A 22,607-nucleotide genomic window follows, 5' to 3' on the forward strand; every position below is an offset into this window, starting at 1 on the left:
ACATTTACATTGGCTGATACACCGCCTTCGCGAGCAAGCCCGCTCCCACAGGGGGATTTGTGGCGTTAGTTGGATTTTCGCAGGGCAGCGTGTTGCGGGTTGAAGGTGAGTACGGCGAGCAGCGCGAATACCAGGGTCAGCCCGATGCACACCGCCAGCGCCAACGGATTGAACCGTTCATACAAGGCAAACCGCACCAGTTCCACCGCATGGGTGAACGGGTTCAACGCACACAGCCAGTACAACCACTCGCTGGACTCGCGCATCTTCCATAGCGGATACAGCGCCGAGGACAGGAAAAATAGCGGGAAGATCACGAAATTCATTACCCCGGCAAAGTTCTCCAGCTGGCGGATCGCGTTGGACAGCAACAAACCCAGCGCGCTGAGCATCAACGCCACCAGCAGCAACGCCGGCAAGGCGATCAACAGCCCCATGGCCGGTGGCTGCACGCCGTACACCCAGGCAATCGCCAGAAAGGCGTACACCTGCAACAGCGAGATCAACGAGGTGGCCAACAGTTTGCTGCACAGCAGGAAGGTCCGGGGCAGGGGGCTGGTCAGCAGCACGCGCATGCTGCCCATTTCCCGGTCGTAGACCATCGACAGCGAACCTTGCATGCCGTTGAACAGCAAGATCATGCAGGCCAGCCCAGGGATGATGTAGACCTCGTAGGGAATGTAGGTGTCGTAGGGCTCGATGATCGCGATCCCGAGTGCCGCACGAAAACCGGCGGCGAACACCAACAGCCACAGCAACGGCCGCACCAGCGCACTGAGAAACCGCGTGCGCTGCAAGACAAAACGCAGCCATTCGCGCAGCACGATGCCGCTGAAACATTGCCAGTAGGCATTCATTGGACGGCTCCTGAAGTGGTCAGTCGAGCGAAGGCCGAACCGAGATCGCCGCCGTGTTCCAGACTCAGCGCGTCGGCCTGTCCGCTGGCCACCAACCGGCCCTGATGGAGAATCAGCAAGTCATCGCTGGGCTGCACTTCATCGAGCAAATGCGTGGTCCAGAGCACACTGATGTTCTGTTCGCGGCACAGGCTGCGTATGTGTTGATTGAGCGCCAGCCGACTGGCCGGGTCGAGGCCGACACTGGCCTCATCGAGCAGCAGCAGGCGCGGTTCATGCAATAACGCTCGGGCGATTTCCACTCGGCGACGGTGGCCGCCGTTGAGTTCGCGAACCCGCTCGCGACGGCGTTCGGTCAAGGCCTGACGGGCCAGTTCGGCGTCGACCCGAAGGCCGGTCTGGCGCCGGGACATGCCATGCAGCGCGGCGTGATAACGCAGGTTTTGCTCGACGCTGAGGTCCAGGTCCAGCGTGCTTTGCTGAAACACCACACCCAGTTGCTTGAGTGCCGGACGCGCTGCGTTGCGCAACGAACAGCCACCGACGCGGATGTCACCGCGCTGCAAATCGTAGAGCCGGGTGAGCAGGGCGATCAGTGTCGATTTGCCCGCGCCATTCGGCCCCAGCAATGCAGCGAAACGGCCAGGTGCCAGGCTGAAACTCACCTGACGCAACGCCTCTTTTGCACCATAAGCGAAACTCAGTTCGCTGACTTCGAGTGCGTTCATGGGGTCACCACCACGCCCCACGGATAACGCCCGACCTTGATCGACTTGGTCACCTTGAGGCTGTCGACATCGATGACCGACACGTCGCCGCTGACACCGTTGGTAGCGAGCAATTGCTTTTGATCCGGGGTAAACGACATCTGCCAGACACGCCGGCCGACCAGCAGGTAATCAAGGATTTCGAAAGTCTTGGCGTCGATCACCGCCACATGATTGGCCGGGCCGAGCGCGACGAAACCGTACTTGCCGTCAGCGCTGAGTTTGATCCCCACCGGCTGGACTTTGTCCGGGTGTACGCCCTTGATCTGGAAGGTCAAAGTCTTGAGGACTTTGCGGGTGTCGACGTCGAGAATCGTCACGGTGCCGCCGATTTCCGCCGAAGCCCAGAGCTTCGAGCCATCGGGTGTGAACTCGACGAAGCGCGGCCGCTGATCCACCAGGGTGCTGTCCGCCAGGGTCTGGGTGCTGGTGTCGATCCAGTGCAGCATGTTGGTGGTTTCGCTGGTGTTCACCGCCCACTTGCCGTCGGGGCTGACGGCCATGCCTTCGGGTTCGACGCCGACGTTGATCTGGCTCAGCACCTTGGAGGTTTCGGTGTCGATCACCGTCACCAGCGCATCGTCTTCGTTGGAAACGTACAGCCAGCGATTATTCGGGTGCAGGGCGAATTGTTCAGGATCTTTGCCCGAGGGCAGTTCCTTGATGATCTTGCGCGTGGCCACGTCCATCACCTGGACCCGGTCCGAGTCGCTGGCGCAGATGTACAGCAGCTTGTTGTCGTGGGACAGCAGCAGACCGCGCGGGCGCTGGCCGACGGGCAGGGTGTCGGTGACTTGCAGGGTCTGAAGGTCGATCAGGCTCAGGCTGTCGTCCTTTTCGTTGGAGACCCAGGCGGTGCTGGCCGCGGCGTGCCCGGCGGCAAGCAGCAGGGCCCAGAAAAGCAGGGAGCGGCAGAGCAGGGTGCGGCGCATGGCGGATTCCTTGTTGTTTTAATTATCGGGTCAGGGGAAACGGCAGGTGACTTCGGCCTTGTCGTAGCCGAGGCTGTCCATTTCGTTGAAGGGATGCAGGAAGCCGTCTTGCGGCGACGTGCTGACCAGCGCCCGGGGCTGCACGATGGGAATGGGTTGGCGCAACTGGCCGTTCCACGGCCGATAACTGAGCTTGCGACCCTTGAAACCGTCCAGTGGCAATTGATCGCTGATCTCAAGCATACGGATCGCCACCGGATCGACCTGACGCAGTTTGCTCACGGCACTGGCGATGCTGCGCACGGCGATCCAGGCCGCGAAATCGCGGTCATTCATCCAGCGCCCGGTCAGGGCTTCGAAGCGTTTCTGCAACTGGGCGGCGCCGTAGGTTTCCACGGTTTTGTGCCAGCCCACCGGGGTCAGCCCCTGAGTGCCGGCGACTGGCCGTGGGTACCAGGTCTGGTAGGGCACGTATTCGCCGAAATCGCCCCGTTCATCCGCCACCAGCACCACGTCGTACTCGGCGGTCTGGGTGAACAGTGGCATGTCGGCCTGGGCGCTGCGGCGCTGATCGTTGTCGAAACTCCAGGCTTTTTCCGCGACCAGTTTCAGGCCAAAGCGTTTGGCGGCGCGGCGCAGGGCGGCTGCATAGGCTTGATCGTCCGGGGTCGGGCCGACGATCAGCAGCGCCCGTTGCCATTTGCGCACCACCAGAAATTGCGCCAGTGCATCGGCGAGCATCGCCCGGCTCGGCAAGCTGTGCAGCACGTTCGGCAGGCAGTCGGTGGTGCGCAGGCTGTCGTCGGGGCTGCCGGCGTTGAACAGCAAGCTGTCGGGCAGCACAGCGGCGAGTCGGCGCAGGCTGGCGGCCGGTGCGTTGACGACAAACAGGCGCAGACCTTGTTCATGTTGAGCCTTGGCCGCTTCGACCAGGGCATCCGGATTGTCGACGTTGGCGCTGACCAGGGTGTAGCTCTGGTTGAGGAAACGCCCGGTGCTGTTGCTGTCAGTGATGGCCAGTTCGGCGCCACGCAACCCGGCATCGACCGGCTCGGGAATCACGTTCGACAGCAACGGGCCCGGATCAGGGCGATAGCCCAGGTAGCCGATCTGCACCTGCAACGGCGCGTCCGCAGCCTGGCTCTGGGTCGCCAACCCGGCGGCGCAGGCAATCGCCAACAGATAGATCAGGGCGTAAGGGGCAAGCTGGCGCATAGGGCACTCCATTACAGGTAGCGCCAGCATAGGAACGCTGTGAGGCAGAAGGAAATATGCAGAAAGTACCAGTGAGCCAGTACCAAGGTAGTAACTCGCCCGGGGTGGCGCGGTTTTAGCATGGGCAATAACGGCCATCACACGGGAGGCGATTGATCATGCGTATTCTCAAAGCGCTGCTCTTGCCGTTGCTACTGATCCTGACCCTGATCGGCGTCGACAAGCTCCACGGCCCGCGTCCCGCGCCATTGCTGGTCTTGCCCGCGCCTGCGGGTCGATGATCGTTCCCACGCTCTGCGTGGGAATGCAGCCCGGGACGCTCTGCGTCCCTTCCAGAGCCGAACGCCCGTTGAGGCATTCCCACGCAGAGCGCGGGAACGATCAATGGTGGGGCACCAGGCACACTTGTCCCAAGTCGTCGGGTAACCGCTGCAACCCTCCATGTTCGCATCCTGAACAATCGCTTGTTGCCGGGAATACTTTCCGTACGGCCACAAGCCCTACTACCAAGGAACTAGACCGCGACCACCAAAGCAGCATGGGGCTTGTGCGAAGCCCTTCCTAAGATGGGTGCCATAGCCTCTTCAAAGAGGTTTTGCGTGCAATCAAGAGGGCATAACAATGACAACAAAACGCAACGCCTTACTCGTTGCCGGTCTGCTGGCCGGCTTTATCAGCGCAGGTTCTGTCTGGGCCCACGGCAACGTGGTCCCTCAGGCTGTCGAAACACCAGGCCTGACCCCGATCAAAGACGCCGGTGTGCCGATCGATGCCGATGGTTGGGCATCGGTGAACCCTTACCGCACCTCGCCGGAACATGACAAAGCCCTGGAAATCGGCTCATCGGCTTACAACCAGAACTGTGCGGCCTGTCATGGCCTGGAAGCCAAGTCCGGTGGCATCGCCCCTGATTTGCGCATGCTCGATGTCGCTGATGCCGGTGATGAGTGGTTCGTCGAACGCGTGCGCCATGGCGCCGTGCGTGACGGCCGGGTCTACATGCCGAAGATGGCCGACTACCTGAGCCAGGAAGCCTTGTGGGCGGTACGCACTTATCTGGACAGCGTTCACGTCGAGGAGTAATCCATGCGCCTGCTCGCTGTGTTGATCAGTGCTGTGTTGCTGTGCTGCCAGGCGGTGCAGGCGCAGGTCCGTACCTATGACGAAATGATCGCCGCCAGGGAACTCAAAGTGGCGGTCTACAAGGACTTCGCCCCTTACAGTTTTGAAGACGCCGGCCAGGCCCGGGGCGTTGATGTCGAACTCGCCGAGGCATTGGCCAAGGCACTCGGCGTGCGCCTGACGTTGATTTGGGCGCCCGCCGGCGAGAAGCTCGATGACGACCTGCGCGATTACATCTGGCGCGCCAGTCAATTGCACGACCTGCAACTGGCCGACCTGATGATGCGCGTGCCGTACGACCGCGATTACGCGCAGAAGCGCAATGAACTGGGTGAGCTGGAAAACGGCCATGTGGTGATGTTCGGGCCGTACCAGAACGAACAATGGCAGGTTGCCTATGACCGTCGCCGGCTGGACAAAGTCGGTAGCGTCGCCGTGTTCGAGCACCACCCGATCGGCGTCGAAGTCGACAGCGTACCGTCGTTCTACCTGACCTCGGTGTTCAACGGCATGCTTGCCGGCAAAACCCACCACTATCCCGGCGTGCCCCAGGCTTTCGCGGCCATGAAAGCCGGTGAAGTCGACGCCGTCATGGCCATGCGCGGCGAGATCGACTGGCAGGTTCATGAAGCCAACGACCCGCAAGTGGCGCTGGCGGAGAACGCCTACCCGAACATGGGCAAGCAGCTTTGGGAGATCGGCATGGCGGTGCACGAAAGCAACCGTCAACTGGCCTATGCCGTGGAAGAGGCGCTGGAAACCTTGATTCGCGAAGGCGCAGTCAAGACCATTTATGGCCATTACGGCCTGCGCTATGACGTGCCCGAGATGTATCAACAGTGAACTGGCGAGCGGCTTGTCTGTTGGCCTGTTGGTTACCCATCGTCGCGCACGCGGTGGACATCGACCCGGGCAAAGACCCGGTGCCCTCGGTGATGTGGGCCTTCTATCACAAGCAAATGCTCGGCGATGCGCCGTTCGTGTTCGACGAGCGGGTCAAGCTGCTGGCACCACCGTTCGCCGAAGACGCCCGGCAAGTGCCGCTGGAAATCGATGCGCGATCGTTCAAGGGCGAAGTGGTGAAAATCCTCGCCTGGGCCGAACTCAACCCTTTGCCGAAAATCGTCGATTTCCAACCGCTGGACCGCGTGCTGCCGTGGCTGTCGATCCGCATCCGTATCGAACAGGCAACGCCATTGCGCGCGGCAGTGCTGACCCGCGATGGGTTGTGGCATGTCGGCTCGACGCTGATCGATGCGGCAGGCGGTGGTTGCACGGCGCCGAGTGTGGTGCGCACTCAACCGGGCTGGGAAGAGCACATCGGCGAAGTGCTGGGCGGTCGTTATCCCCGTGGTGAATTCAGCCGTGTGCGCATGCAGGTGGCGCATCCGATGGACAACGGCATGGTCAGCGGCATCCCGGAATTCTTCATCAACCATGCTGAACTGCGGGATCAGAACGATCAGCTGCTGGCCCGTTTGGAGTTGTTTCCCGCCGTCAGTGAAAACTCCAACCTGGCCTTCGATATCGAAGGGGCAGGGCAGACGCGCCTGATGCTGCGCGACAACAGCGGCAATCAATTCGATGCGGCCATACCCTGACCCAAAGGAGCGCGTGATGCGCTGGATGCTGCTGTTGTTCATGAGCCTGAGCCTGCCGGTTCTGGCCGATCTCGACTACTCGCTCAAGCCCCGGCAGATCGCCGAAGACACCTGGCTGCTGGAAGGCAGCACCGATAATTTCGCCAAGGCCAACGGCGGCAACATCGTCAACACCGCGTTCATCGTCACCGAGCAGGGTGTGGTGGTGATCGATACCGGGCCGTCGAAACGCTACGGCGAAGCGATGCGCAGAGCCATTGCCGCGATCACCGACAAACCAGTGATCGAGGTGCTGCTGACCCATCATCATCCTGATCATGTACTCGGCAACCAGGCCTTCACTGACGTGCCGATCGGCGCGTTGGCCGGCACCACCGAACTGTTGCATCAGCAGGGCGATGCCATGGCCGAGAACATGTATCGCCTGGTGGGCGACTGGATGCGCGGCACCGAAGTGGTGTTGCCGACCCGGACGCTGACGCCCGGCGTGCAAAGTTTTGGGAATCACGATCTGCGTCTGCTGGGCCTGGGTGGGCACACGGGCGCGGATCTGGCTATTCTCGACCAGAAAACCGGCGTGCTGTTTGCCGGGGACCTGGTGTTTTACCAACGGGCGCTGACCACGCCCAACAGTCCGGGGCTGTCGGTTTGGCTGGCGGACATCGCCACCCTTCAAGACTTGCCGTGGACGCTGATCGTGCCCGGCCATGGACCGGTGGCCACGGATCAACAGCCGTTCGAACAGATGCGCGACTACCTGAGCTGGCTCGACCAGCTCATGCGCGATGGCGCCGCCAATGGCAGTGATATGGCCGAGATGATCCGCAGCCCCATTCCCGAACGGTTTGCCGGGATCAGCCTGAGTCGTTACGAGCTGATCCGCAGCGTCAGCCACCTGTATCCGCGCTACGAGCGCGCACAAATGCCCCGAGTCGATTCCGCCGCGAACAAATGATCAACAAAAATCCCCTGTGGGAGCGGGCTTGCTCGCGAAGAGGCCCTCACTTTCACCATTGATGTCGCCTGACACACCGTCTTCGCGAGCAAGCCCGCTCCCACAGGGGCCAGTGTCGATCTATATATCCGGTGTCCATCTCATCCGACCCGGTACTAAGGAACTAGCAATCTCAGCACTGCGGGCAATTGTTCCAAGGGCGGCGGCGCCCAAGAATCTGCACCAGACCGGGAAAATTTACCGGGTATAACAAAAAACTGCAGAGGTAGCCGTCATGACCCAACCCGCACGTCGCCAACCCTTCGTCTTGAGTGTGCTGCTCAGTGCCATGCTGTTGTCTGGCTCGGCATTGGCCGGCGTCACTGATAAAGACATCCTCCAGGACCCCAAGAACCCGGAGCAGATCGTCACCAACGGTCTGGGCGTCCAGGGTCAACGCTACAGCCCGCTGGACACGCTCAACGTCAACAACGTGAAGGATTTGCGGCCGGTCTGGGCATTCTCCTTCGGCGGTGAAAAACAACGCGGTCAGCAAGCACAGCCGATGATCAAGGACGGCGTGATGTACATGACCGGTTCCTACTCGCGGGTGTTTGCGGTGGATGCGCGCACCGGCAAGAAGCTCTGGCAATACGATGCGCGCCTGCCCGATGACATCCGCCCTTGCTGCGACGTGATCAACCGGGGTGTCGCGCTGTACGGCGACCTGGTGATCTTCGGCACCCTCGACGCCAAGCTTGTGGCCTTGAACAAGGACACCGGCAAAGTCGTCTGGAGCAAGAAAGTCGCCGACCACAAGGAAGGCTATTCCATCAGCGCCGCGCCGTTGGTGATCAACGGCAAACTGATCACCGGCGTCGCCGGTGGCGAGTTCGGGGTGGTGGGCAAAATCGAAGCCTACGACCCGAAAAACGGCGACCTGCTGTGGACGCGTCCAACCGTCGAAGGCCACATGGGCTACACCTACAAGGACGGCAAAGCGGTAGAGAACGGCATCTCCGGCGGTGAAGCCGGCAAGACCTGGCCCGGCGACCTCTGGAAAACCGGCGGCGCGGCGCCTTGGCTGGGCGGTTACTACGACCCGGAAACCAATCTGCTGCTGTTCGGCACCGGCAACCCGGCGCCATGGAACTCGCACCTGCGTCCTGGCGACAACCTCTACTCCTCGTCGCGTCTGGCGCTGAACCCGGACGACGGCACCATCAAGTGGCACTTCCAGAGCACGCCTCACGACGGCTGGGACTATGACGGCGTAAACGAGCTGATCTCGTTCAACTACACCGAAGGCGGCAAAGAGATCAAAGCCGCCGCGACCGCTGACCGTAACGGCTTTTTCTACGTGCTGGATCGCACCAACGGCAAATTCATCCGCGGCTTCCCGTTCGTGGACAAAATCACCTGGGCCACTGGCCTGGATAAAGACGGCCGGCCGATCTACAACGAAGCCAGCCGTCCAGGCGCACCGGGCACCGAAGCCAAAGGCAGTTCGGTATTCGTAGCACCAGCATTCCTCGGCGCGAAAAACTGGATGCCGATGGCCTACAACAAGGACACCGGACTGTTCTATGTGCCGTCCAACGAATGGGGCATGGACATCTGGAACGAAGGCATCGCGTACAAGAAAGGCGCGGCGTTCCTCGGTGCCGGTTTCACCATCAAACCGTTGAATGAAGACTACATCGGCGTGCTTCGCGCCATCGACCCGAAAACCGGCAAGGAAGTCTGGCGCCACAAAAACTACGCGCCGCTGTGGGGCGGGGTACTGACCACCAAGGGCAACCTGGTGTTCACCGGCACGCCGGAAGGTTTCCTGCAGGCGTTCAATGCCAAGACCGGCGAGAAAGTCTGGGAATTCCAGACCGGCTCCGGCGTACTCGGCTCCCCTGTAACTTGGGAAATGGACGGCGAACAGTACGTCTCCGTGCTGTCCGGTTGGGGCGGCGCCGTACCGCTGTGGGGCGGCGAAGTGGCCAAGCGCATCAAGGACTTCAACCAGGGCGGCATGCTCTGGACGTTCAAGCTGCCGAAAGACCTGGTGGCCAAGCACTGATACCTGCCACTGATCGTTCCCACGCTCTGCGTGGGAATGCCTCACCGGACGCTCCGCGTCCGCTCTGGGACGCAGAGCGTCCCTGGCTGCATTCCCACGCGGAGCGTGGGAACGATCAATCGCATAACCCCTGTGGGAGCGGGCTTGCTCGCGAAAACGGTATGTCAGTCACATCAATGTTGGATGTGCCGCTGCCTTCGCGAGCAAGCCCGCTCCCACATGGGAATTTGTGTGAAACCTACTACCAAATAACGAGAGTCCTCCTGCCAACGGCGCATACGTCTGACGCGCAGGGCTCTCTACTATCGGTTCATCGCCTGTTTGCCCGACAGGCATCGACCCAGACAGAGGCCCACCATGATCTACGCACAACCTGGTACACCTGGCGCCATCGTTACGTTTAAACCGCGCTACGGCAATTTCATCGGCGGCGAGTTCGTCGCCCCGGTCAATGGTGAGTACTTCACCAACTCCTCGCCGGTCACCGGTGAAGTCATCGCCGAATTCCCGCGCTCCAACGCCGCGGACATCGAAAAAGCCCTCGACGCCGCGCATGCCGCCGCTGACGCCTGGGGCAAGACCTCGGCGCAAGACCGCTCACTGGTGCTGCTGAAAATCGCCGACCGCATCGAGCAGAACCTGGAAATCCTCGCCGTCACCGAGTCCTGGGACAACGGCAAAGCCGTGCGCGAAACCCTCAATGCCGACGTGCCGCTGGCCGCCGACCATTTCCGTTATTTTGCCGGTTGCATCCGCGCTCAAGAGGGCGGTGCCGCCGAGATCAACGAGCTGACCACCGCCTATCACTTCCACGAGCCGCTGGGCGTGGTCGGACAGATCATCCCGTGGAACTTCCCGCTGCTGATGGCCGCCTGGAAACTCGCCCCGGCCCTGGCTGCCGGTAACTGCGTGGTACTCAAACCCGCCGAGCAGACGCCGCTGTCGATCATGGTCTTCGCTGAACTGATCGCCGATTTGCTGCCACCCGGCGTGCTGAACATCGTTCAGGGCTTCGGTCGTGAAGCCGGTGAGGCGCTGGCCACCAGCAAGCGCATCGCCAAGATTGCCTTCACCGGTTCCACCCCGATTGGCGCGCACATCATGAAATGCGCGGCCGAGAACATCATTCCGAGCACGGTCGAACTGGGCGGCAAGTCGCCAAACATCTTCTTCGAAGACATCATGCAAGCCGAGCCACAGTTCATCGAGAAGGCCGCCGAAGGCCTGGTGCTGGCGTTCTTCAACCAGGGCGAAGTCTGCACCTGTCCATCGCGAGCGCTGGTGCAGGAGTCGATCTACGACGACTTCATGAAAGTGGTGATGCAGAAGATCGTCAAGATCAAGCGCGGCAACCCGCTGGACACCGAAACCATGGTCGGCGCCCAGGCGTCCGAGCAGCAATACGACAAGATCCTCTCGTACCTGAAAATCGCCCAGGAAGAGGGCGCCGAGCTGCTCACCGGCGGCGCGGCCGAGCGTCTTGAGGGCGACTTGTCGACGGGTTATTACATCCAGCCGACCCTGCTCAAGGGCCACAACAAAATGCGCGTGTTCCAGGAAGAAATCTTCGGCCCGGTGGTGGGTATCACCACCTTCAAGGACGAAGCCGAAGCCCTGGCGATTGCCAACGACAGCGAGTTCGGCCTCGGCGCCGGTCTGTGGACCCGCGACATCAACCGTGCCTACCGCATGGGCCGGGCGATCAAGGCCGGGCGCGTCTGGACCAACTGCTACCACCTGTACCCGGCCCATGCCGCGTTTGGTGGCTACAAGAAGTCCGGTGTCGGCCGTGAAAACCACAAGATGATGCTCGACCACTATCAGCAGACCAAAAACCTGCTGGTGAGCTACGACATCAATCCGATGGGGTTCTTCTAACCTGACAGGCACCACACCCCCTTGTGGGAGCGGGCTTGCTCGCGAAGGCGGCGGCACATCCAATATTGATGTGACTGACAGACCGCTTTCGCGAGCAAGCCCGCTCCCACATTGGTTCTGTGTGTACTGCAAAACCGCGCAACACCCCCTACCAATGCACGCCGCCACCTCGTTCGAAAGTAGCATTCGGGTGCCTGGCGCCCCGTGCATTAATGGCTTTACCGGAATCGTCCGGCACAAGAAGAGGATTGACCCATGTGGACTAAACCCGCGTTTACCGATCTGCGCATTGGCTTCGAAGTGACGATGTATTTCGCCAACCGCTGATTGTTCACCCGGCCAGCTGTTGCGTTGGCCGGGCCTGCCTTCTGGAGCATTGCCCATGCACATTCGCGTTCTCGGATCCGCCGCTGGCGGTGGTTTTCCGCAATGGAATTGCAACTGCCGCCAGTGCGCCGCGATGCGCAATGGCAGCCTGCGGGCCCAACGCCGGACCCAGTCCTCGATTGCCCTGAGCGACAACGGTGTGGATTGGGTGCTGTGCAATGCTTCACCGGACATTCGCGCGCAACTCGAGAGTTTCGCGCCGCTGCAACCGGCGCGCCGGGTGCGTGATACCGCGATTGCCGGCATCGTCCTGCTGGACAGCCAGATCGACCATTGCACCGGCCTGCTGACTCTGCGCGAAGGCTGCCCGCATCAGGTCTGGTGCACCGAACGGGTCCATCAAGACCTGAGCAGCGGCTTCCCGTTGTTCACCATGCTCAAGCACTGGAACGGCGGGTTGCAGTGGCAACCGGTCGGACTGGACCGCGAGCCCTTCAGCATTCCGGCGTGCGCGCACCTGAGATTTCGCGCGATCCCCTTGGTCAGCAACGCACCGCCGTACTCGCCCAATCGCGGCAATCCGCAGCCGGGCGACACCATCGGGTTGTTTATCGAAGACCGGCGCAGCGGTGCTTCGCTGTTCTACGCGCCGGGTCTGGGCCAAGTCGACGACGAGGTGCTGAGCTGGATGCAACGCGCCGATTGCCTGTTGCTGGACGGCACCTTGTGGCGCGACGACGAGATGCGAGTCTGCGACGTCGGCCAGAACCTGGGCAGTGAAATGGGACACCTGTCGCAAAGCGGCCCCGGCGGCATGCTCGACATCCTTGAAGGCTTCACCCGCCAGCGCAAGGTGCTGATCCACATCAACAACACCAACCCGATCCTCGATGAAGACTCCGCCGAGCGGGCGCTGCTGGAGCGGCGCGGGATCGAAGTGGCCTATGACGGAATGAGTATTGAGCTGTAGCGGAGGGCCTCATCGCGAGCAAGCCCGCTCCCACAGGGTTTTGTGTACACCGAAGACCCCTTGTGGGAGCGGGCTTGCTCGCGAAGGCGCCAGAACAGACACCGCAGAGCTTCCAGGAGAACCGCAATGACTGCCACCCCAATGACCCCCACCGAATTCGAAGCGGCCCTGCGCGCCAAAGGCGCCTACTACCACATCCATCATCCATTCCACCAAGCCATGTACGCCGGCCGATCAACCCGCGAGCAGATTCAAGGCTGGGTCGCCAATCGCTTCTATTATCAGGTGAACATCCCCCTGAAGGACGCGGCGATTCTCGCCAACTGCCCGGACCGCGACGTGCGCCGGGAATGGCTGCAGCGAATTCTCGACCACGACGGTGCACCGGGCAGCGAAGGCGGGATCGAAGCCTGGCTGCGGCTGGGCGAAGCGGTGGGACTGGATCGCGAGCAGATCCTCTCCCAGGAACTGGTGCTGCCCGGTGTACGTTTCGCCGTCGACGCCTACGTCAATTTCGCCCGTCGCGCCTGTTGGCAGGAAGCCGCCAGCAGTTCGCTGACCGAGCTGTTTGCGCCACAGATCCACCAATCCCGGCTCGATGCCTGGCCGACCCATTACCCGTGGATCGACGTCGGCGGTTACGACTATTTCCGTACTCGCCTGGGTCAGGCGCGACGGGATGTCGAGCATGGCTTGCGCATCACGCTCGCGCACTACGTCACGGTCGAAGGCCAGCAACGCATGCTGGAAATCCTGCAATTCAAGCTCGACGTGCTGTGGAGCATGCTCGACGCCATGAGCATGGCCTACGAGCTGGAGCGCCCGCCGTATCACAGCGTCACCACGGAGCGGGTCTGGCACCGGGGGATTGCCCTGTGAGCCTGATCAACCGCGAACAATCACCATCGCTGCGTCAGGGTTTTCGCCTGCAATGGGAACCGCGTCAGGACTGTCACGTCCTGCTGTACCCCGAAGGCATGATCAAACTCAATGTCAGTGCTGGGCAGATCCTTGAACTGGTGGACGGCCAGCGCAGCGTTGCAACGATCATTGATCGACTGTCTGAGAGTTTCCCCGGCGTACCGGGGATCGACGAAGATGTGCTGGCGTTTCTGGAGGTGGCCCATGCTCAATTCTGGATCGAGTGACTCGCCTCCGGGCCCGCCGCTGTGGCTGTTGGCGGAGCTGACCTACCGTTGCCCGTTGCAATGCCCGTATTGCTCCAACCCGCTGGACTTTGCCCAGTCAGGCGAAGAGTTGAGCACCGAAGAGTGGATCCGGGTGTTCCGCGAGGCCCGGGAGATGGGCGCCGCGCAACTGGGCTTTTCCGGCGGCGAGCCGTTGGTTCGCCAGGACCTGGCCGAACTGATCAAGGCCGCCCGGGACATGGGTTACTACACTAACCTGATCACTTCGGGCATTGGCCTGACCGAGCAGAAAGTGCGCGATTTCAAGGTCGCGGGGCTGGACCATATCCAGATCAGTTTCCAGGCCGCTGACGAGGCGGTGAACAACATGCTCGCCGGTTCGCGCAAGGCCTTTGCCCAGAAACTCGCCATGGCCCGTGCGGTGAAGGCCCAGGGCTACCCGATGGTGCTGAACTTCGTCACCCATCGGCACAACATCGACCAGATCGCGCAGATCATCGACTTGTGCCTGGAGCTGGAAGCGGATTTCGTCGAGTTGGCGACGTGCCAGTTCTACGGCTGGGCCGAGCTCAACCGGGTAGGCCTGTTGCCCACGCGCGAACAATTGCAGCGTGCCGAGCGCATCACTAACGAATACCGCGAGCGTCTTGAAGCGCAGGGTCATCCGTGCAAGCTGATCTTCGTCACCCCGGACTACTACGAAGAACGCCCCAAGACCTGCATGAACGGCTGGGCTAATCTGTTTCTCGACATCACCCCCGACGGCACGGCATTGCCCTGCCACAGCGCCCGACAGTTGCCGGTGCAGTTTCCCAATGTGCGCGAGCACAGCATCGAGCACATCTGGACTGATTCTTTCGGTTTCAATCGCTTTCGTGGCGATGACTGGATGAAGGAACCGTGCCGCTCCTGCGATGAGAAGCACAAGGACCTGGGCGGCTGCCGCTGCCAGGCCTTCATGCTGACCGGCGACGCCGCCAACGCGGACCCGGTGTGCAGCAAATCCCCGCACCACGGTGTGATTCTCAAGGCTCGCGAGGAAGCCGACGCACCGGGGCAGGGCATGGAACACCTGACGTTGCGTAACGAGAAGGCTTCGCGACTGATCTACCGCGGATAAATCGAGAGCTGACACAGATCCCCCTGTGGGAGCGAACTGTGGCGAGGGGATTTATCCCCGTTGGGTGGCGCAGCCGCCCCAAAATCTTGGGCCTGCTTCGCAGTCCAGCGGGGATAAATCCCCTCGCCACAGTTCGTTCCCACAGGGAATCTCCGGTGAGTTCAGAGTCTGAGTACACCAGCGGTGCTACCCATTGGTCTGATTGCATTCACCGCCGGATGCTTTAGTGTGGACATTACCTTCCAAAACAATAAAAACAGGCTTTCCAATGAGCCAGAGTCTCAGTCAACTGCGTAAATTCGTTTCGCCTGAAATCATCTTTGGTGCCGGCTGCCGGCACAACGTCGGCAATTGCGCCAAAACCTTTGGTGCCCGCAAGGTGCTGCTGGTCAGCGATCCCGGTGTGATTGCCGCCGGTTGGGTCGCCGATGTCGAGGCCAGCCTGCAAGCCCAGGGCATCGAGTACGTCCTGTACAGCGCGGTCTCGCCCAACCCGCGGGTCGAAGAAGTGATGCTCGGTGCCGATCTGTACCGGGAAAACCATTGCGATGTGATCGTGGCCGTCGGTGGCGGCAGTCCGATGGATTGCGGCAAAGGCATCGGCATTGTCGTCGCCCATGGGCGCAGCATTCTCGAATTCGAAGGCGTGGACACCATCCGCGTCCCGAGTCCGCCGCTGATCCTGATTCCGACCACCGCCGGGACCTCGGCCGATGTCTCGCAATTCGTGATCATCTCCAACCAGCAAGAACGCATGAAGTTCTCCATCGTCAGTAAGGCGGTGGTCCCGGACGTGTCGCTGATCGACCCGGAAACCACCCTGAGCATGGACCCGTTCCTGTCGGCCTGTACCGGCATCGATGCGTTGGTGCATGCCATCGAAGCATTTGTCTCCACCGGTCACGGGCCGTTGACCGACCCCCATGCACTGGAGGCGATGCGCCTGATCAACGGCAACCTGGTGCAGATGATCGCCAACCCGCACGACATCGCCCTACGTGAAAAAATCATGCTCGGCAGCATGCAGGCCGGGCTGGCGTTCTCCAACGCGATCCTCGGCGCGGTGCACGCGATGTCCCACAGCCTCGGTGGCTTCCTCGATTTGCCCCATGGCTTGTGCAACGCGGTGCTGGTGGAGCACGTGGTGGCGTTCAACTACAGCTCCGCACCGGAGCGTTTCAAGGTGATCGCCGAGACCTTTGGCATCGATTGCCGTGGCTTGAATCACCGGCAGATTTGCGGGCGTCTGGTGGAACACCTGATCGCGCTCAAACACGCCATCGGCTTCCACGAAACCCTAGGATTGCACGGGGTCAGCACGGCGGACATTCCGTTCCTGTCGCAACACGCCATGCACGACCCGTGCATCCTGACCAACCCGCGCGAGTCCAGTCAGCGTGATGTCGAGGTCGTCTATGGCGAAGCCCTCTGACGAACAGCAACGGGCGCTGGCGGGGTTACTGGGATTAGGCAGCCATTCGGCGCGCAAGAGTCATTACCCGGAACTGGCTGCGCGCCTCGACGAGCTGGAAGCTGAGCGCAATCGCTACAAATGGCTGTTCGAAAACGCGGTCCACGGGATCTTTCAGGCCAGCCTCCTGGAAGGCATGCGCGCCGCCAACCCGGCACTGGCGCGGATGCTCGGCTACGACAATCCCCAGGAAGTACTGTTTTCCCTGGCCGATCTGGCGAGCAATCTGTTTGTCAACGGCGCGCAAGAGCTGGAAAACATCGGTGAAATGCTCAAGCGCGAGCGCAGTCTGCTTGGCTACGAAACCCAATTGCGGCGCAAGGATGGCAGCAGCGTCGACGTGCTGATGAACCTGTTGCTCAAGCCCGATCAGGAAGGGCTGGTGGAAGGTTTTGTCGCCGACATCACCGAACGCAAACTCGCCCAGCAGCGTCTGCAACAACTCAATGATGAACTGGAGCAGCGGGTCACCGCGCGCACCGACGAGTTGCTGGAAGCCAACCGTAACCTGCAACAGCAGATCACCCAGCGTAAACAGATTGCCCAAGCCTTGCGCGATGCCCGGGATGCCGCCGAAGCCGCCAATCGCAGCAAGGACAAATACCTCGCCGCCGCCAGTCATGACCTGCTGCAACCGCTCAATGCCGCGCGTTTGCTGATCTCGACCCTGCGCGAACGCAAACTGCCCGACGTCGAACAGGTGCTGGTGGAGCGGACGCACCAGGCGCTCGAAGGCGCAGAAGATTTGCTCACCGATTTGCTGGATATTTCCCGGCTCGATCAGGCCGCGGTCAAACCGGACATTGCGCTGTACCGCCTCGACGAATTGCTCGCGCCGTTGGTCTCGGAGTTCCAGTCAGTGGCCCAGGCTGCAGGGTTGAACCTGCGGGTGCACATGGGCGATTACGCCATCAGCACCGACCTGCGCCTGATGACGCGGATCCTGCGCAACTTCCTCAGCAACGCCTGCCGCTACACCGACGAGGGCAGCATCCTGCTGGGGGCCAGACGCCGGGGTGAAATGCTGCGCCTGGAAGTCTGGGACACCGGGCGCGGGATCGCGGCGGACCGACTGGATTCGATCTTCCTCGAGTTCAACCAACTGGACGTCGGCCGCGCCGCCGACCGCAAGGGTGTGGGCCTGGGGCTGGCCATCGTTGAACGTATCGCCAAGATCCTCGGCTATAAAGTCGGGGTTCATTCGCTGCCAGGACGCGGTTCGATGTTCAGCATCGACGTGCCGATTTCCCATGAGGTTCCACTGCCGATCAGCCTGGCGGCACCACAACCCGGCACCGGCAATCCATTGCCTGGCCGGCGTTTGCTGGTGCTGGACAACGAAGTGAGCATCCTCGAAAGCATGAGCGCGCTGCTCGGGCAATGGGGCTGCGAAGTGGTGACGGCCACCGATGAATGCTCTGCACTGGCCGCCTTGCAGGGACGACCGCCGGAACTGATTCTGGCGGACTACCACCTCGATCACGGGGTGGTGGGCTGTGACGTGGTCAGGCATTTGCGCGAGCATTACCACCAGGCGATTCCGGCAGTGATCATCACTGCCGATCGCACGGATCAGTGTCGGCGCTCATTGCAGCGACTCGACGCACCGCTGCTGAACAAACCGGTGAAACCCGGCAAGTTGCGTGCGGTGCTGAGTCAGTTGCTGGGGTAGCGATAGTGCAGGCTGAAACCGAGCTCGACTGACTCGCCTTGCTCCAGCAATCGCAACCCCGGTCGACCGGGCAGGTGATGCGCGTTGACCGGGTGGCTCACCGGTTCGATACAGAAAAAATCCAGGCCCACCGGGCAGTAGAGCAGGAAGTAATCGCTGCCGGTGGCCCGGCATTCCAGTTCATAACCCAACGCTGGCTGGCGGATCAGGCAATGGCCGTCCCATTGGCAGAAGCCGTTGTCGACCAATGTGCCGGGCAACGTCTTGAGTGACTGGAAATCCCATTCGGCCGGCACCGCACTGAGGTGTGTCGGCAGTTTGGTCCCGTCACACAACCATACTTGCCGGGCTTGCGCCTGCAACTGGGTGCCCGTGGTACGCGGAAAGTAAGGGTGTAAACCGAGCCCATGCCAGGCAGGACTTTCGGCCAGATGAGTGACCTTAAGATCAATGCTCAGTTTGCCGCCGCTCAGATGGAATCGTTGCCGGGCGCGATAGGCGAAGGGCGTGGTGCTGTCGAGTTGCAGCACGACTTCATCACGCGTCTGCGAAACCACCTGCCACGGCTGTTGCCAGGCACTGCCGTGAATCGGCAGGGGATCGGTGAGGCTGTTGGGTGTCAGTGCCAGCCAGCCCTCGGGGCATTCAAAACCCCCTTCTGCAATGCGGTTCGACCACGGTGCCAAGGGAAAGCAGCCGAGTTTGCCGGGCAGACCGGTGTTCAGCGCATGGGCATCGCTGTGGCGCAACAGCGGCAGACCCGTGCCGCGTACACTCCAGTTGACGATGCTGCCACCGAGTTCGGGGGCGAGGGTGAGGTGGGTCAGTTCGTCTTCGAGGTTCAGCAGTTTTGGCGTCATGTTGATTTTTACTAGCTCATTGAAAGGCTTTTGTGGCGAGGGAGCTTGCTCCCGCTCGGCTGCGAAGCAGTCGCAAATACAGGAAACTCGGTCTGTCTGAAAAATTGCAGGGGGGCCGCTGCGCGTCCCAGCGGGAGCAAGCTCCCTCGCCACAGGGAGACCTCGCCAGTCAAGTCACATCATTCAAAGCTGGGTGATCAGCAATCCTTGAACAACGGCTCCGGCAAGCCTTTGACGCCGGGATTGAGGGCGAACACACCGCCGGCCAGTGACTGCTCGTCATGGTCGTCGCCGGGGCGGATCGAGGTCACGAACAGGGTTTCCAGGCGACTGCCGCCGAAGGCGCACATGCTCGGTTTTTTCACCGGTACGGCAAGGGAACGGTCCAGTCGGCCGTCGGGGGTAAAACGGTGAATCAGCCCGGCATCATTGGCGCAAATCCAGTAGCCGCCTTCGGCATCGACCGCTGCGCCATCGGGACGACCAGGGAACTGATGCATGTCGACAAACAGCCGCCGGTTGGACGGCGTGCCGCTGTCAGTGTCGTAATCAAAGGCCCAGATTTGCTGGACCAGGGGATGAGAGTCAGACAGGTACATCGTCCGCCCGTCCGGGCTGAAACCCAGACCGTTGGGTACGATAAAACCGCTGAGCTGAGCGTCGAGTGGCCCGTGTTGCCCGGCGCTGTAACGGTAAAGCATGCCGTCGGCAGCGTTGGCGCCCATGTTCAGCACCATGCTGCCAGCCCAGAAACGCCCCTGACGATCACAGCGACCGTCGTTCAGGCGCATGTCTGTGCGGGTGTGTTCGACCGGTGCCAGAAGATTGCTGTCGAGGCTGCCATCGTTATGCGGGTGCAGATGAAAGAACCCGCTTTCCATCCCGGCAACCCAGCCGCCGTCGCGGTGACGTGCAATGCAGGCGAGCATCTGCGGTGCTCTCCAGGCGTGGACATGGCCGGTTTCGGCGCTCCAGCGCTGAAGTCCGCCAGCAGGAATATCGACCCAATACAGGGCGTTTTCCTCAGGCACCCAGACCGGGCATTCACCGACTGCGTTGCGGGCATCGACAATCAATTCGGCTTGCATGACAGCTCATTCCCTCGGATTTTTGTTGTCGGGATCAAGTGAGGTACGCGGGTTCAGTCGCCGAACGGGCCGGACGCGACAAACGCTCCACCCTGGTAGACCCGAGCCGGGTCATCAGCGGCGGGCATCGGTTGGGCTTCGACTTTTTCGCGGAACACTTCGGAGCTGTCCTGAGGTTCATAACCCAGGCAGGTGGCGAAACGGTTGTCCCACCAGACGTTCTTGTTGTCGGACATGCCGTAGACCACGGTGTGACCGACATCAGGGGCGTACAGCGCGCATTCGAGCAATTGCGTCAGATCGCCGAAGCTCAACCAGGTGCTCATCATTCGGCGGTTCAGCGGTTCCGCGAACGAGGAGCCGATGCGCACGCTGACGGTTTCGATGCCGTAGCGATCGAAGTAGAAACTGGCCATGTCTTCGCCATAGGACTTGGACAAGCCGTAGTAGCTGTCCGGGCGGCGAGGGGAGTGGGCGTCGATCACTTCATCCTGCTTATAGAAGCCGATCACGTGGTTGGAACTGGCGAAAATCACCCGCTTCACACCATGGCGGCGAGCGGCTTCATAAATGTGGAACACACCGCAGATATTGGCGCCGAGGATCTCTTCGAACGAGTGCTCCGTCGACACGCCACCAAAGTGCAGGATCGCGTCCACGCCTTCAACCAGCTGATGGACTGCTTGCTTGTCTGCCAGGTCGCAGGGCACGACTTCTTCACGGTCATCGATGGCCGGGGCGATGTCGGCGATGTCCGACAGGCGAATCACATTGGCGTAGGGCCGCAGGCGTTCGCGCAGGACTTTGCCGAGGCCGCCGGCGGCACCGGTCAGGAGGAGACGATTGAAAGGAGCGCGGGCGTTAGTGGTGATGGTCATGGAAGTCCCTGAACAAGCAGTCATTGTTATTGAATTTGTTGTAGGTTGTCGTACGACTAGATCGAAGTATCGTTAGGGTCTCAGGCCGTTGTCAACGCGGCATCGGTTGAAATTGACGGAGGGTCATCCCTTACCCCCTAGCCACAGTGGTTGAGTCAGCCTTGCAAAAGATGTTCGCCTTTAGAGCAACGAGATCGGGTAGTTGATGATAATGCGGTTTTCGTCGAATTCGTTGGTGCTGAAGTCCTTGCGGATCGACGCGTTACGCCATTTGACGTTGAGGTTCTTCAGCGCGCCGCTCTGCACGGTGTAAGCCAGTTCTGACTCGCGGCCCCATTCCTTGCCGTCGGTGATGGTGCCTGTGTGCACGTTATCGCCGCTGATGTAGCGGTTCATCATTGTCAGGCCGGGAATGCCAAGTGCCACAAAATTGTAGTCGTGGCGCAGCTGCCAGGATCGTTCCTTGGCGTTGTCGTAGCTGGAGTTGTAGCTGTCGTTGGCCAGGGTGCCGCCGCTGGTGCCGTTGACCCGCATCCAGACATCGTCGCCGGTGAGTTTTTGCAGGCCGACAAAGAAGGTGTTGCCGCCATATTTGGCCGAGAGCATGGCGAACGCGGTTTTGTTGTCGAGGTCGCCGGCCAGGGCGCTGCCGTCTTCCTTGCCGATGAAGTAACCAAGGTTGGCGCCGAGGGTCCAGTCGCCGATGGGCTGGCTATGGCTCAGGTTGAAATACTGCTGCTGATAAATGTCGCTGAGTTGCGCGTACCAGACGCCGACCTGGGTGCGCTTGTCGTTGAACGCATATTCACCGCCGCCAAAGTTGAAACGGTCCGAGGTGAAGGCAGCGGATTTGCCGTTCATGAACATGTCTTCCATGCTCGCATCGTTGCGCGGGCTGTTGGCGCGGAACTGGCCGCCGTAGAGCGTCAGGCCACTGATCTCGGTGGACGTCACCTGTCCACCGCGAAAGGTTTGTGGCAGGGAGCGGCCGTCGTCGGAGCGCAGGATCGGCAACACTGGCATCCATTCGCCGACCTTCAATTCGGTTTTCGAAACTTTACCTTTCAGCGCCACACCCAGGCGCCCGAAGTTGTCGGCAGGGCGGCCATCGTCATGAATCGGCAGCAACGAGGTGCCGCGCGTGCCTTTGCCACCGTCGAGTTTTTCCGAGTACAGGCCCAGCACATCCATACCGAAACCGACGGGACCCTGGGTGAATCCGGATTTGGCATCGAGGATGAAGCTTTGGGTCCACTCTTCAGCCTTGCCCTGCGGGTAGGCCGGGTTCGTGAAGTTGCGGTTGATGTAGAAGTTGCGCAGGTTCAGCGTGGCTTTGGCGTCATCGACGAAACCTTCGGCATGGCTGGTCATGGGCAGGGCGAGGGCCAGGCTGCTGCAACCGATCAGGCTCAGGGTGTGACGGCGTGCGAAGGTTGGGCGAGGGGTGCAGACGGAGGAATTGCGGACGAGCTTGCTCACAGTGACGCTCCCGTGTTTCTTGTTGTTTTTATTTTTCGTTATACGTCGTCGTACAACATCGGGGCGGATTATTTGCAAGTGTTACGGGGAATGTCAATCAGAAGTTATACGATGACCTGGCTCGATTTTATGGCATGTCGAAGAACCTCTGTGGGAGCGAGCCTGCTCGCGATGACGGTAGAACAGACCTGACTCTTATACACATATCCGAGCCCAC

The 22,607-nt window shown here is 61.1% G+C and carries 22 protein-coding genes; 14 read left to right on the plus strand and 8 right to left on the minus strand.

Going from position 1 to position 22,607, the window contains the following annotated elements:
- Window positions 1-65: 65 nt before the first annotated feature.
- Genes KGB03_RS28110 through KGB03_RS28125 form a run of 4 tightly spaced genes read right to left on the minus strand, consistent with a single transcriptional unit; the run spans window position 66 to window position 3,771 of the window.
- Window positions 66-857: an ABC transporter permease gene (locus KGB03_RS28110; RefSeq protein ID WP_111452215.1), complete on the minus strand. Its 792-nt coding sequence runs from the start codon at window positions 855-857 to the stop codon at window positions 66-68.
- Window positions 854-1,585 (minus strand): ABC transporter ATP-binding protein, encoded by a 732-nt coding sequence (locus KGB03_RS28115; RefSeq protein ID WP_192409540.1) that lies wholly within the window; start codon window positions 1,583-1,585, stop codon window positions 854-856. The genes KGB03_RS28110 and KGB03_RS28115 overlap by 4 nt, the downstream gene beginning before the upstream one ends.
- Window positions 1,582-2,556: a YVTN family beta-propeller repeat protein gene (locus tag KGB03_RS28120; protein ID WP_192409539.1), complete on the minus strand. Its 975-nt coding sequence runs from the start codon at window positions 2,554-2,556 to the stop codon at window positions 1,582-1,584. Before KGB03_RS28120 ends, KGB03_RS28115 begins: the two co-directional genes overlap by 4 nt.
- A 30-nt stretch (window positions 2,557-2,586) precedes the next feature.
- Entirely contained in the window at window positions 2,587-3,771 is a 1,185-nt protein-coding gene (locus tag KGB03_RS28125) for an ABC transporter substrate-binding protein (protein ID WP_223530480.1), read from the minus strand.
- Between the two features lie 158 nt (window positions 3,772-3,929).
- On the opposite strand from KGB03_RS28125, the gene KGB03_RS31150 reads away from it, so the two are divergent.
- The 14 genes from KGB03_RS31150 to KGB03_RS28190 all read left to right on the plus strand — a co-directional run bounded on the left by KGB03_RS31150 (window position 3,930) and on the right by KGB03_RS28190 (window position 18,085).
- The gene (locus tag KGB03_RS31150) at window positions 3,930-4,052 is read left to right on the plus strand and encodes a hypothetical protein (protein ID WP_256365221.1); all 123 of its coding nucleotides are present in this window, start codon (window positions 3,930-3,932) and stop codon (window positions 4,050-4,052) included.
- 340 nt (window positions 4,053-4,392) lie between these two features.
- Complete coding sequence (gene pedF, locus KGB03_RS28130; protein ID WP_218537847.1) at window positions 4,393-4,854, plus strand: cytochrome c-550 PedF; 462 nt, start codon at window positions 4,393-4,395, stop codon at window positions 4,852-4,854.
- Window positions 4,855-4,857: 3 nt separating this feature from the next.
- Complete coding sequence (locus KGB03_RS28135) at window positions 4,858-5,736, plus strand: substrate-binding periplasmic protein (RefSeq protein ID WP_223530483.1); 879 nt, start codon at window positions 4,858-4,860, stop codon at window positions 5,734-5,736.
- Complete coding sequence (locus KGB03_RS28140; RefSeq protein ID WP_223530491.1) at window positions 5,733-6,494, plus strand: quinoprotein dehydrogenase-associated SoxYZ-like carrier; 762 nt, start codon at window positions 5,733-5,735, stop codon at window positions 6,492-6,494. The genes KGB03_RS28135 and KGB03_RS28140 overlap by 4 nt, the downstream gene beginning before the upstream one ends.
- A 16-nt stretch (window positions 6,495-6,510) precedes the next feature.
- Window positions 6,511-7,449 carry a quinoprotein relay system zinc metallohydrolase 1 gene (locus tag KGB03_RS28145; RefSeq protein ID WP_223530493.1) on the plus strand — a complete coding sequence of 313 codons (939 nt, stop codon included), beginning with the start codon at window positions 6,511-6,513 and terminating at the stop codon, window positions 7,447-7,449.
- Between the two features lie 274 nt (window positions 7,450-7,723).
- Window positions 7,724-9,499 carry a PQQ-dependent methanol/ethanol family dehydrogenase gene (locus KGB03_RS28150; RefSeq protein ID WP_111452224.1) on the plus strand — a complete coding sequence of 592 codons (1,776 nt, stop codon included), beginning with the start codon at window positions 7,724-7,726 and terminating at the stop codon, window positions 9,497-9,499.
- A 357-nt stretch (window positions 9,500-9,856) separates the two neighbouring features.
- Window positions 9,857-11,377 (plus strand): aldehyde dehydrogenase family protein, encoded by a 1,521-nt coding sequence (locus tag KGB03_RS28155; protein ID WP_008149755.1) that lies wholly within the window; start codon window positions 9,857-9,859, stop codon window positions 11,375-11,377.
- A 255-nt stretch (window positions 11,378-11,632) separates the two neighbouring features.
- Window positions 11,633-11,704, plus strand: a complete 72-nt coding sequence (gene pqqA / locus KGB03_RS28160; RefSeq protein WP_003253598.1) for a pyrroloquinoline quinone precursor peptide PqqA — start codon at window positions 11,633-11,635, stop codon at window positions 11,702-11,704.
- Between the two features lie 55 nt (window positions 11,705-11,759).
- A complete protein-coding gene (pqqB, locus tag KGB03_RS28165; RefSeq protein ID WP_192409533.1) occupies window positions 11,760-12,674 on the plus strand; it encodes a pyrroloquinoline quinone biosynthesis protein PqqB in 915 nt (304 codons plus the stop codon).
- Between the two features lie 126 nt (window positions 12,675-12,800).
- Window positions 12,801-13,553, plus strand: coding sequence for a pyrroloquinoline-quinone synthase PqqC (pqqC, locus tag KGB03_RS28170; RefSeq protein ID WP_223530495.1), 753 nt, complete (start codon window positions 12,801-12,803; stop codon window positions 13,551-13,553).
- Window positions 13,550-13,822, plus strand: a complete 273-nt coding sequence (pqqD, locus tag KGB03_RS28175) for a pyrroloquinoline quinone biosynthesis peptide chaperone PqqD (protein WP_111452228.1) — start codon at window positions 13,550-13,552, stop codon at window positions 13,820-13,822. Before pqqC ends, pqqD begins: the two co-directional genes overlap by 4 nt.
- Window positions 13,800-14,942 (plus strand): pyrroloquinoline quinone biosynthesis protein PqqE, encoded by a 1,143-nt coding sequence (gene pqqE, locus KGB03_RS28180; protein WP_223530497.1) that lies wholly within the window; start codon window positions 13,800-13,802, stop codon window positions 14,940-14,942. The genes pqqD and pqqE overlap by 23 nt, the downstream gene beginning before the upstream one ends.
- Window positions 14,943-15,210: 268 nt before the next feature.
- Window positions 15,211-16,374 carry an alcohol dehydrogenase-like regulatory protein ErcA gene (gene ercA / locus KGB03_RS28185; protein ID WP_074876193.1) on the plus strand — a complete coding sequence of 388 codons (1,164 nt, stop codon included), beginning with the start codon at window positions 15,211-15,213 and terminating at the stop codon, window positions 16,372-16,374.
- Window positions 16,358-18,085: a NahK/ErcS family hybrid sensor histidine kinase/response regulator gene (locus tag KGB03_RS28190; RefSeq protein ID WP_223530504.1), complete on the plus strand. Its 1,728-nt coding sequence runs from the start codon at window positions 16,358-16,360 to the stop codon at window positions 18,083-18,085. The genes ercA and KGB03_RS28190 overlap by 17 nt, the downstream gene beginning before the upstream one ends.
- On the opposite strand, the gene KGB03_RS28195 is transcribed toward KGB03_RS28190, so the two are convergent.
- From KGB03_RS28195 to KGB03_RS28210, 4 genes are all read right to left on the minus strand, one after another.
- Window positions 18,070-18,945, minus strand: coding sequence for an aldose 1-epimerase (locus KGB03_RS28195; RefSeq protein WP_223530506.1), 876 nt, complete (start codon window positions 18,943-18,945; stop codon window positions 18,070-18,072). The two genes, KGB03_RS28190 and KGB03_RS28195, sit on opposite strands and share 16 nt — an antisense overlap.
- Before the next feature lie 197 nt (window positions 18,946-19,142).
- Window positions 19,143-20,033, minus strand: coding sequence for an SMP-30/gluconolactonase/LRE family protein (locus tag KGB03_RS28200; RefSeq protein WP_223530508.1), 891 nt, complete (start codon window positions 20,031-20,033; stop codon window positions 19,143-19,145).
- A gap of 53 nt (window positions 20,034-20,086) precedes the next feature.
- Window positions 20,087-20,911, minus strand: coding sequence for an NAD-dependent epimerase/dehydratase family protein (locus KGB03_RS28205; protein ID WP_111452234.1), 825 nt, complete (start codon window positions 20,909-20,911; stop codon window positions 20,087-20,089).
- A gap of 180 nt (window positions 20,912-21,091) precedes the next feature.
- Entirely contained in the window at window positions 21,092-22,390 is a 1,299-nt protein-coding gene (locus KGB03_RS28210; protein ID WP_223530511.1) for an OprD family porin, read from the minus strand.
- Window positions 22,391-22,607: the final 217 nt, after the last annotated feature.

The sequence above is a fragment of the Pseudomonas sp. BF-B-26 genome, from assembly GCF_019956495.1.
In the GTDB taxonomy this organism is placed as follows: domain Bacteria; phylum Pseudomonadota; class Gammaproteobacteria; order Pseudomonadales; family Pseudomonadaceae; genus Aquipseudomonas.

Coding starts and splice junctions, on each gene's coding strand:
- KGB03_RS28110 (WP_111452215.1), bottom strand. CDS start 857: ATGAATGCCTACTGGCAATGTTTCAGCGGCATCGTGCTGCGCGAATGG.
- KGB03_RS28115 (WP_192409540.1), bottom strand. CDS start 1,585: ATGAACGCACTCGAAGTCAGCGAACTGAGTTTCGCTTATGGTGCAAAA.
- KGB03_RS28120 (WP_192409539.1), bottom strand. CDS start 2,556: ATGCGCCGCACCCTGCTCTGCCGCTCCCTGCTTTTCTGGGCCCTGCTG.
- KGB03_RS28125 (WP_223530480.1), bottom strand. CDS start 3,771: ATGCGCCAGCTTGCCCCTTACGCCCTGATCTATCTGTTGGCGATTGCC.
- KGB03_RS31150 (WP_256365221.1), top strand. CDS start 3,930: ATGCGTATTCTCAAAGCGCTGCTCTTGCCGTTGCTACTGATCCTGACC.
- pedF (WP_218537847.1), top strand. CDS start 4,393: ATGACAACAAAACGCAACGCCTTACTCGTTGCCGGTCTGCTGGCCGGC.
- KGB03_RS28135 (WP_223530483.1), top strand. CDS start 4,858: ATGCGCCTGCTCGCTGTGTTGATCAGTGCTGTGTTGCTGTGCTGCCAG.
- KGB03_RS28145 (WP_223530493.1), top strand. CDS start 6,511: ATGCGCTGGATGCTGCTGTTGTTCATGAGCCTGAGCCTGCCGGTTCTG.
- KGB03_RS28150 (WP_111452224.1), top strand. CDS start 7,724: ATGACCCAACCCGCACGTCGCCAACCCTTCGTCTTGAGTGTGCTGCTC.
- KGB03_RS28155 (WP_008149755.1), top strand. CDS start 9,857: ATGATCTACGCACAACCTGGTACACCTGGCGCCATCGTTACGTTTAAA.
- pqqB (WP_192409533.1), top strand. CDS start 11,760: ATGCACATTCGCGTTCTCGGATCCGCCGCTGGCGGTGGTTTTCCGCAA.
- pqqC (WP_223530495.1), top strand. CDS start 12,801: ATGACTGCCACCCCAATGACCCCCACCGAATTCGAAGCGGCCCTGCGC.
- pqqE (WP_223530497.1), top strand. CDS start 13,800: ATGCTCAATTCTGGATCGAGTGACTCGCCTCCGGGCCCGCCGCTGTGG.
- ercA (WP_074876193.1), top strand. CDS start 15,211: ATGAGCCAGAGTCTCAGTCAACTGCGTAAATTCGTTTCGCCTGAAATC.
- KGB03_RS28190 (WP_223530504.1), top strand. CDS start 16,358: ATGGCGAAGCCCTCTGACGAACAGCAACGGGCGCTGGCGGGGTTACTG.
- KGB03_RS28195 (WP_223530506.1), bottom strand. CDS start 18,945: ATGACGCCAAAACTGCTGAACCTCGAAGACGAACTGACCCACCTCACC.
- KGB03_RS28200 (WP_223530508.1), bottom strand. CDS start 20,033: ATGCAAGCCGAATTGATTGTCGATGCCCGCAACGCAGTCGGTGAATGC.
- KGB03_RS28205 (WP_111452234.1), bottom strand. CDS start 20,911: ATGACCATCACCACTAACGCCCGCGCTCCTTTCAATCGTCTCCTCCTG.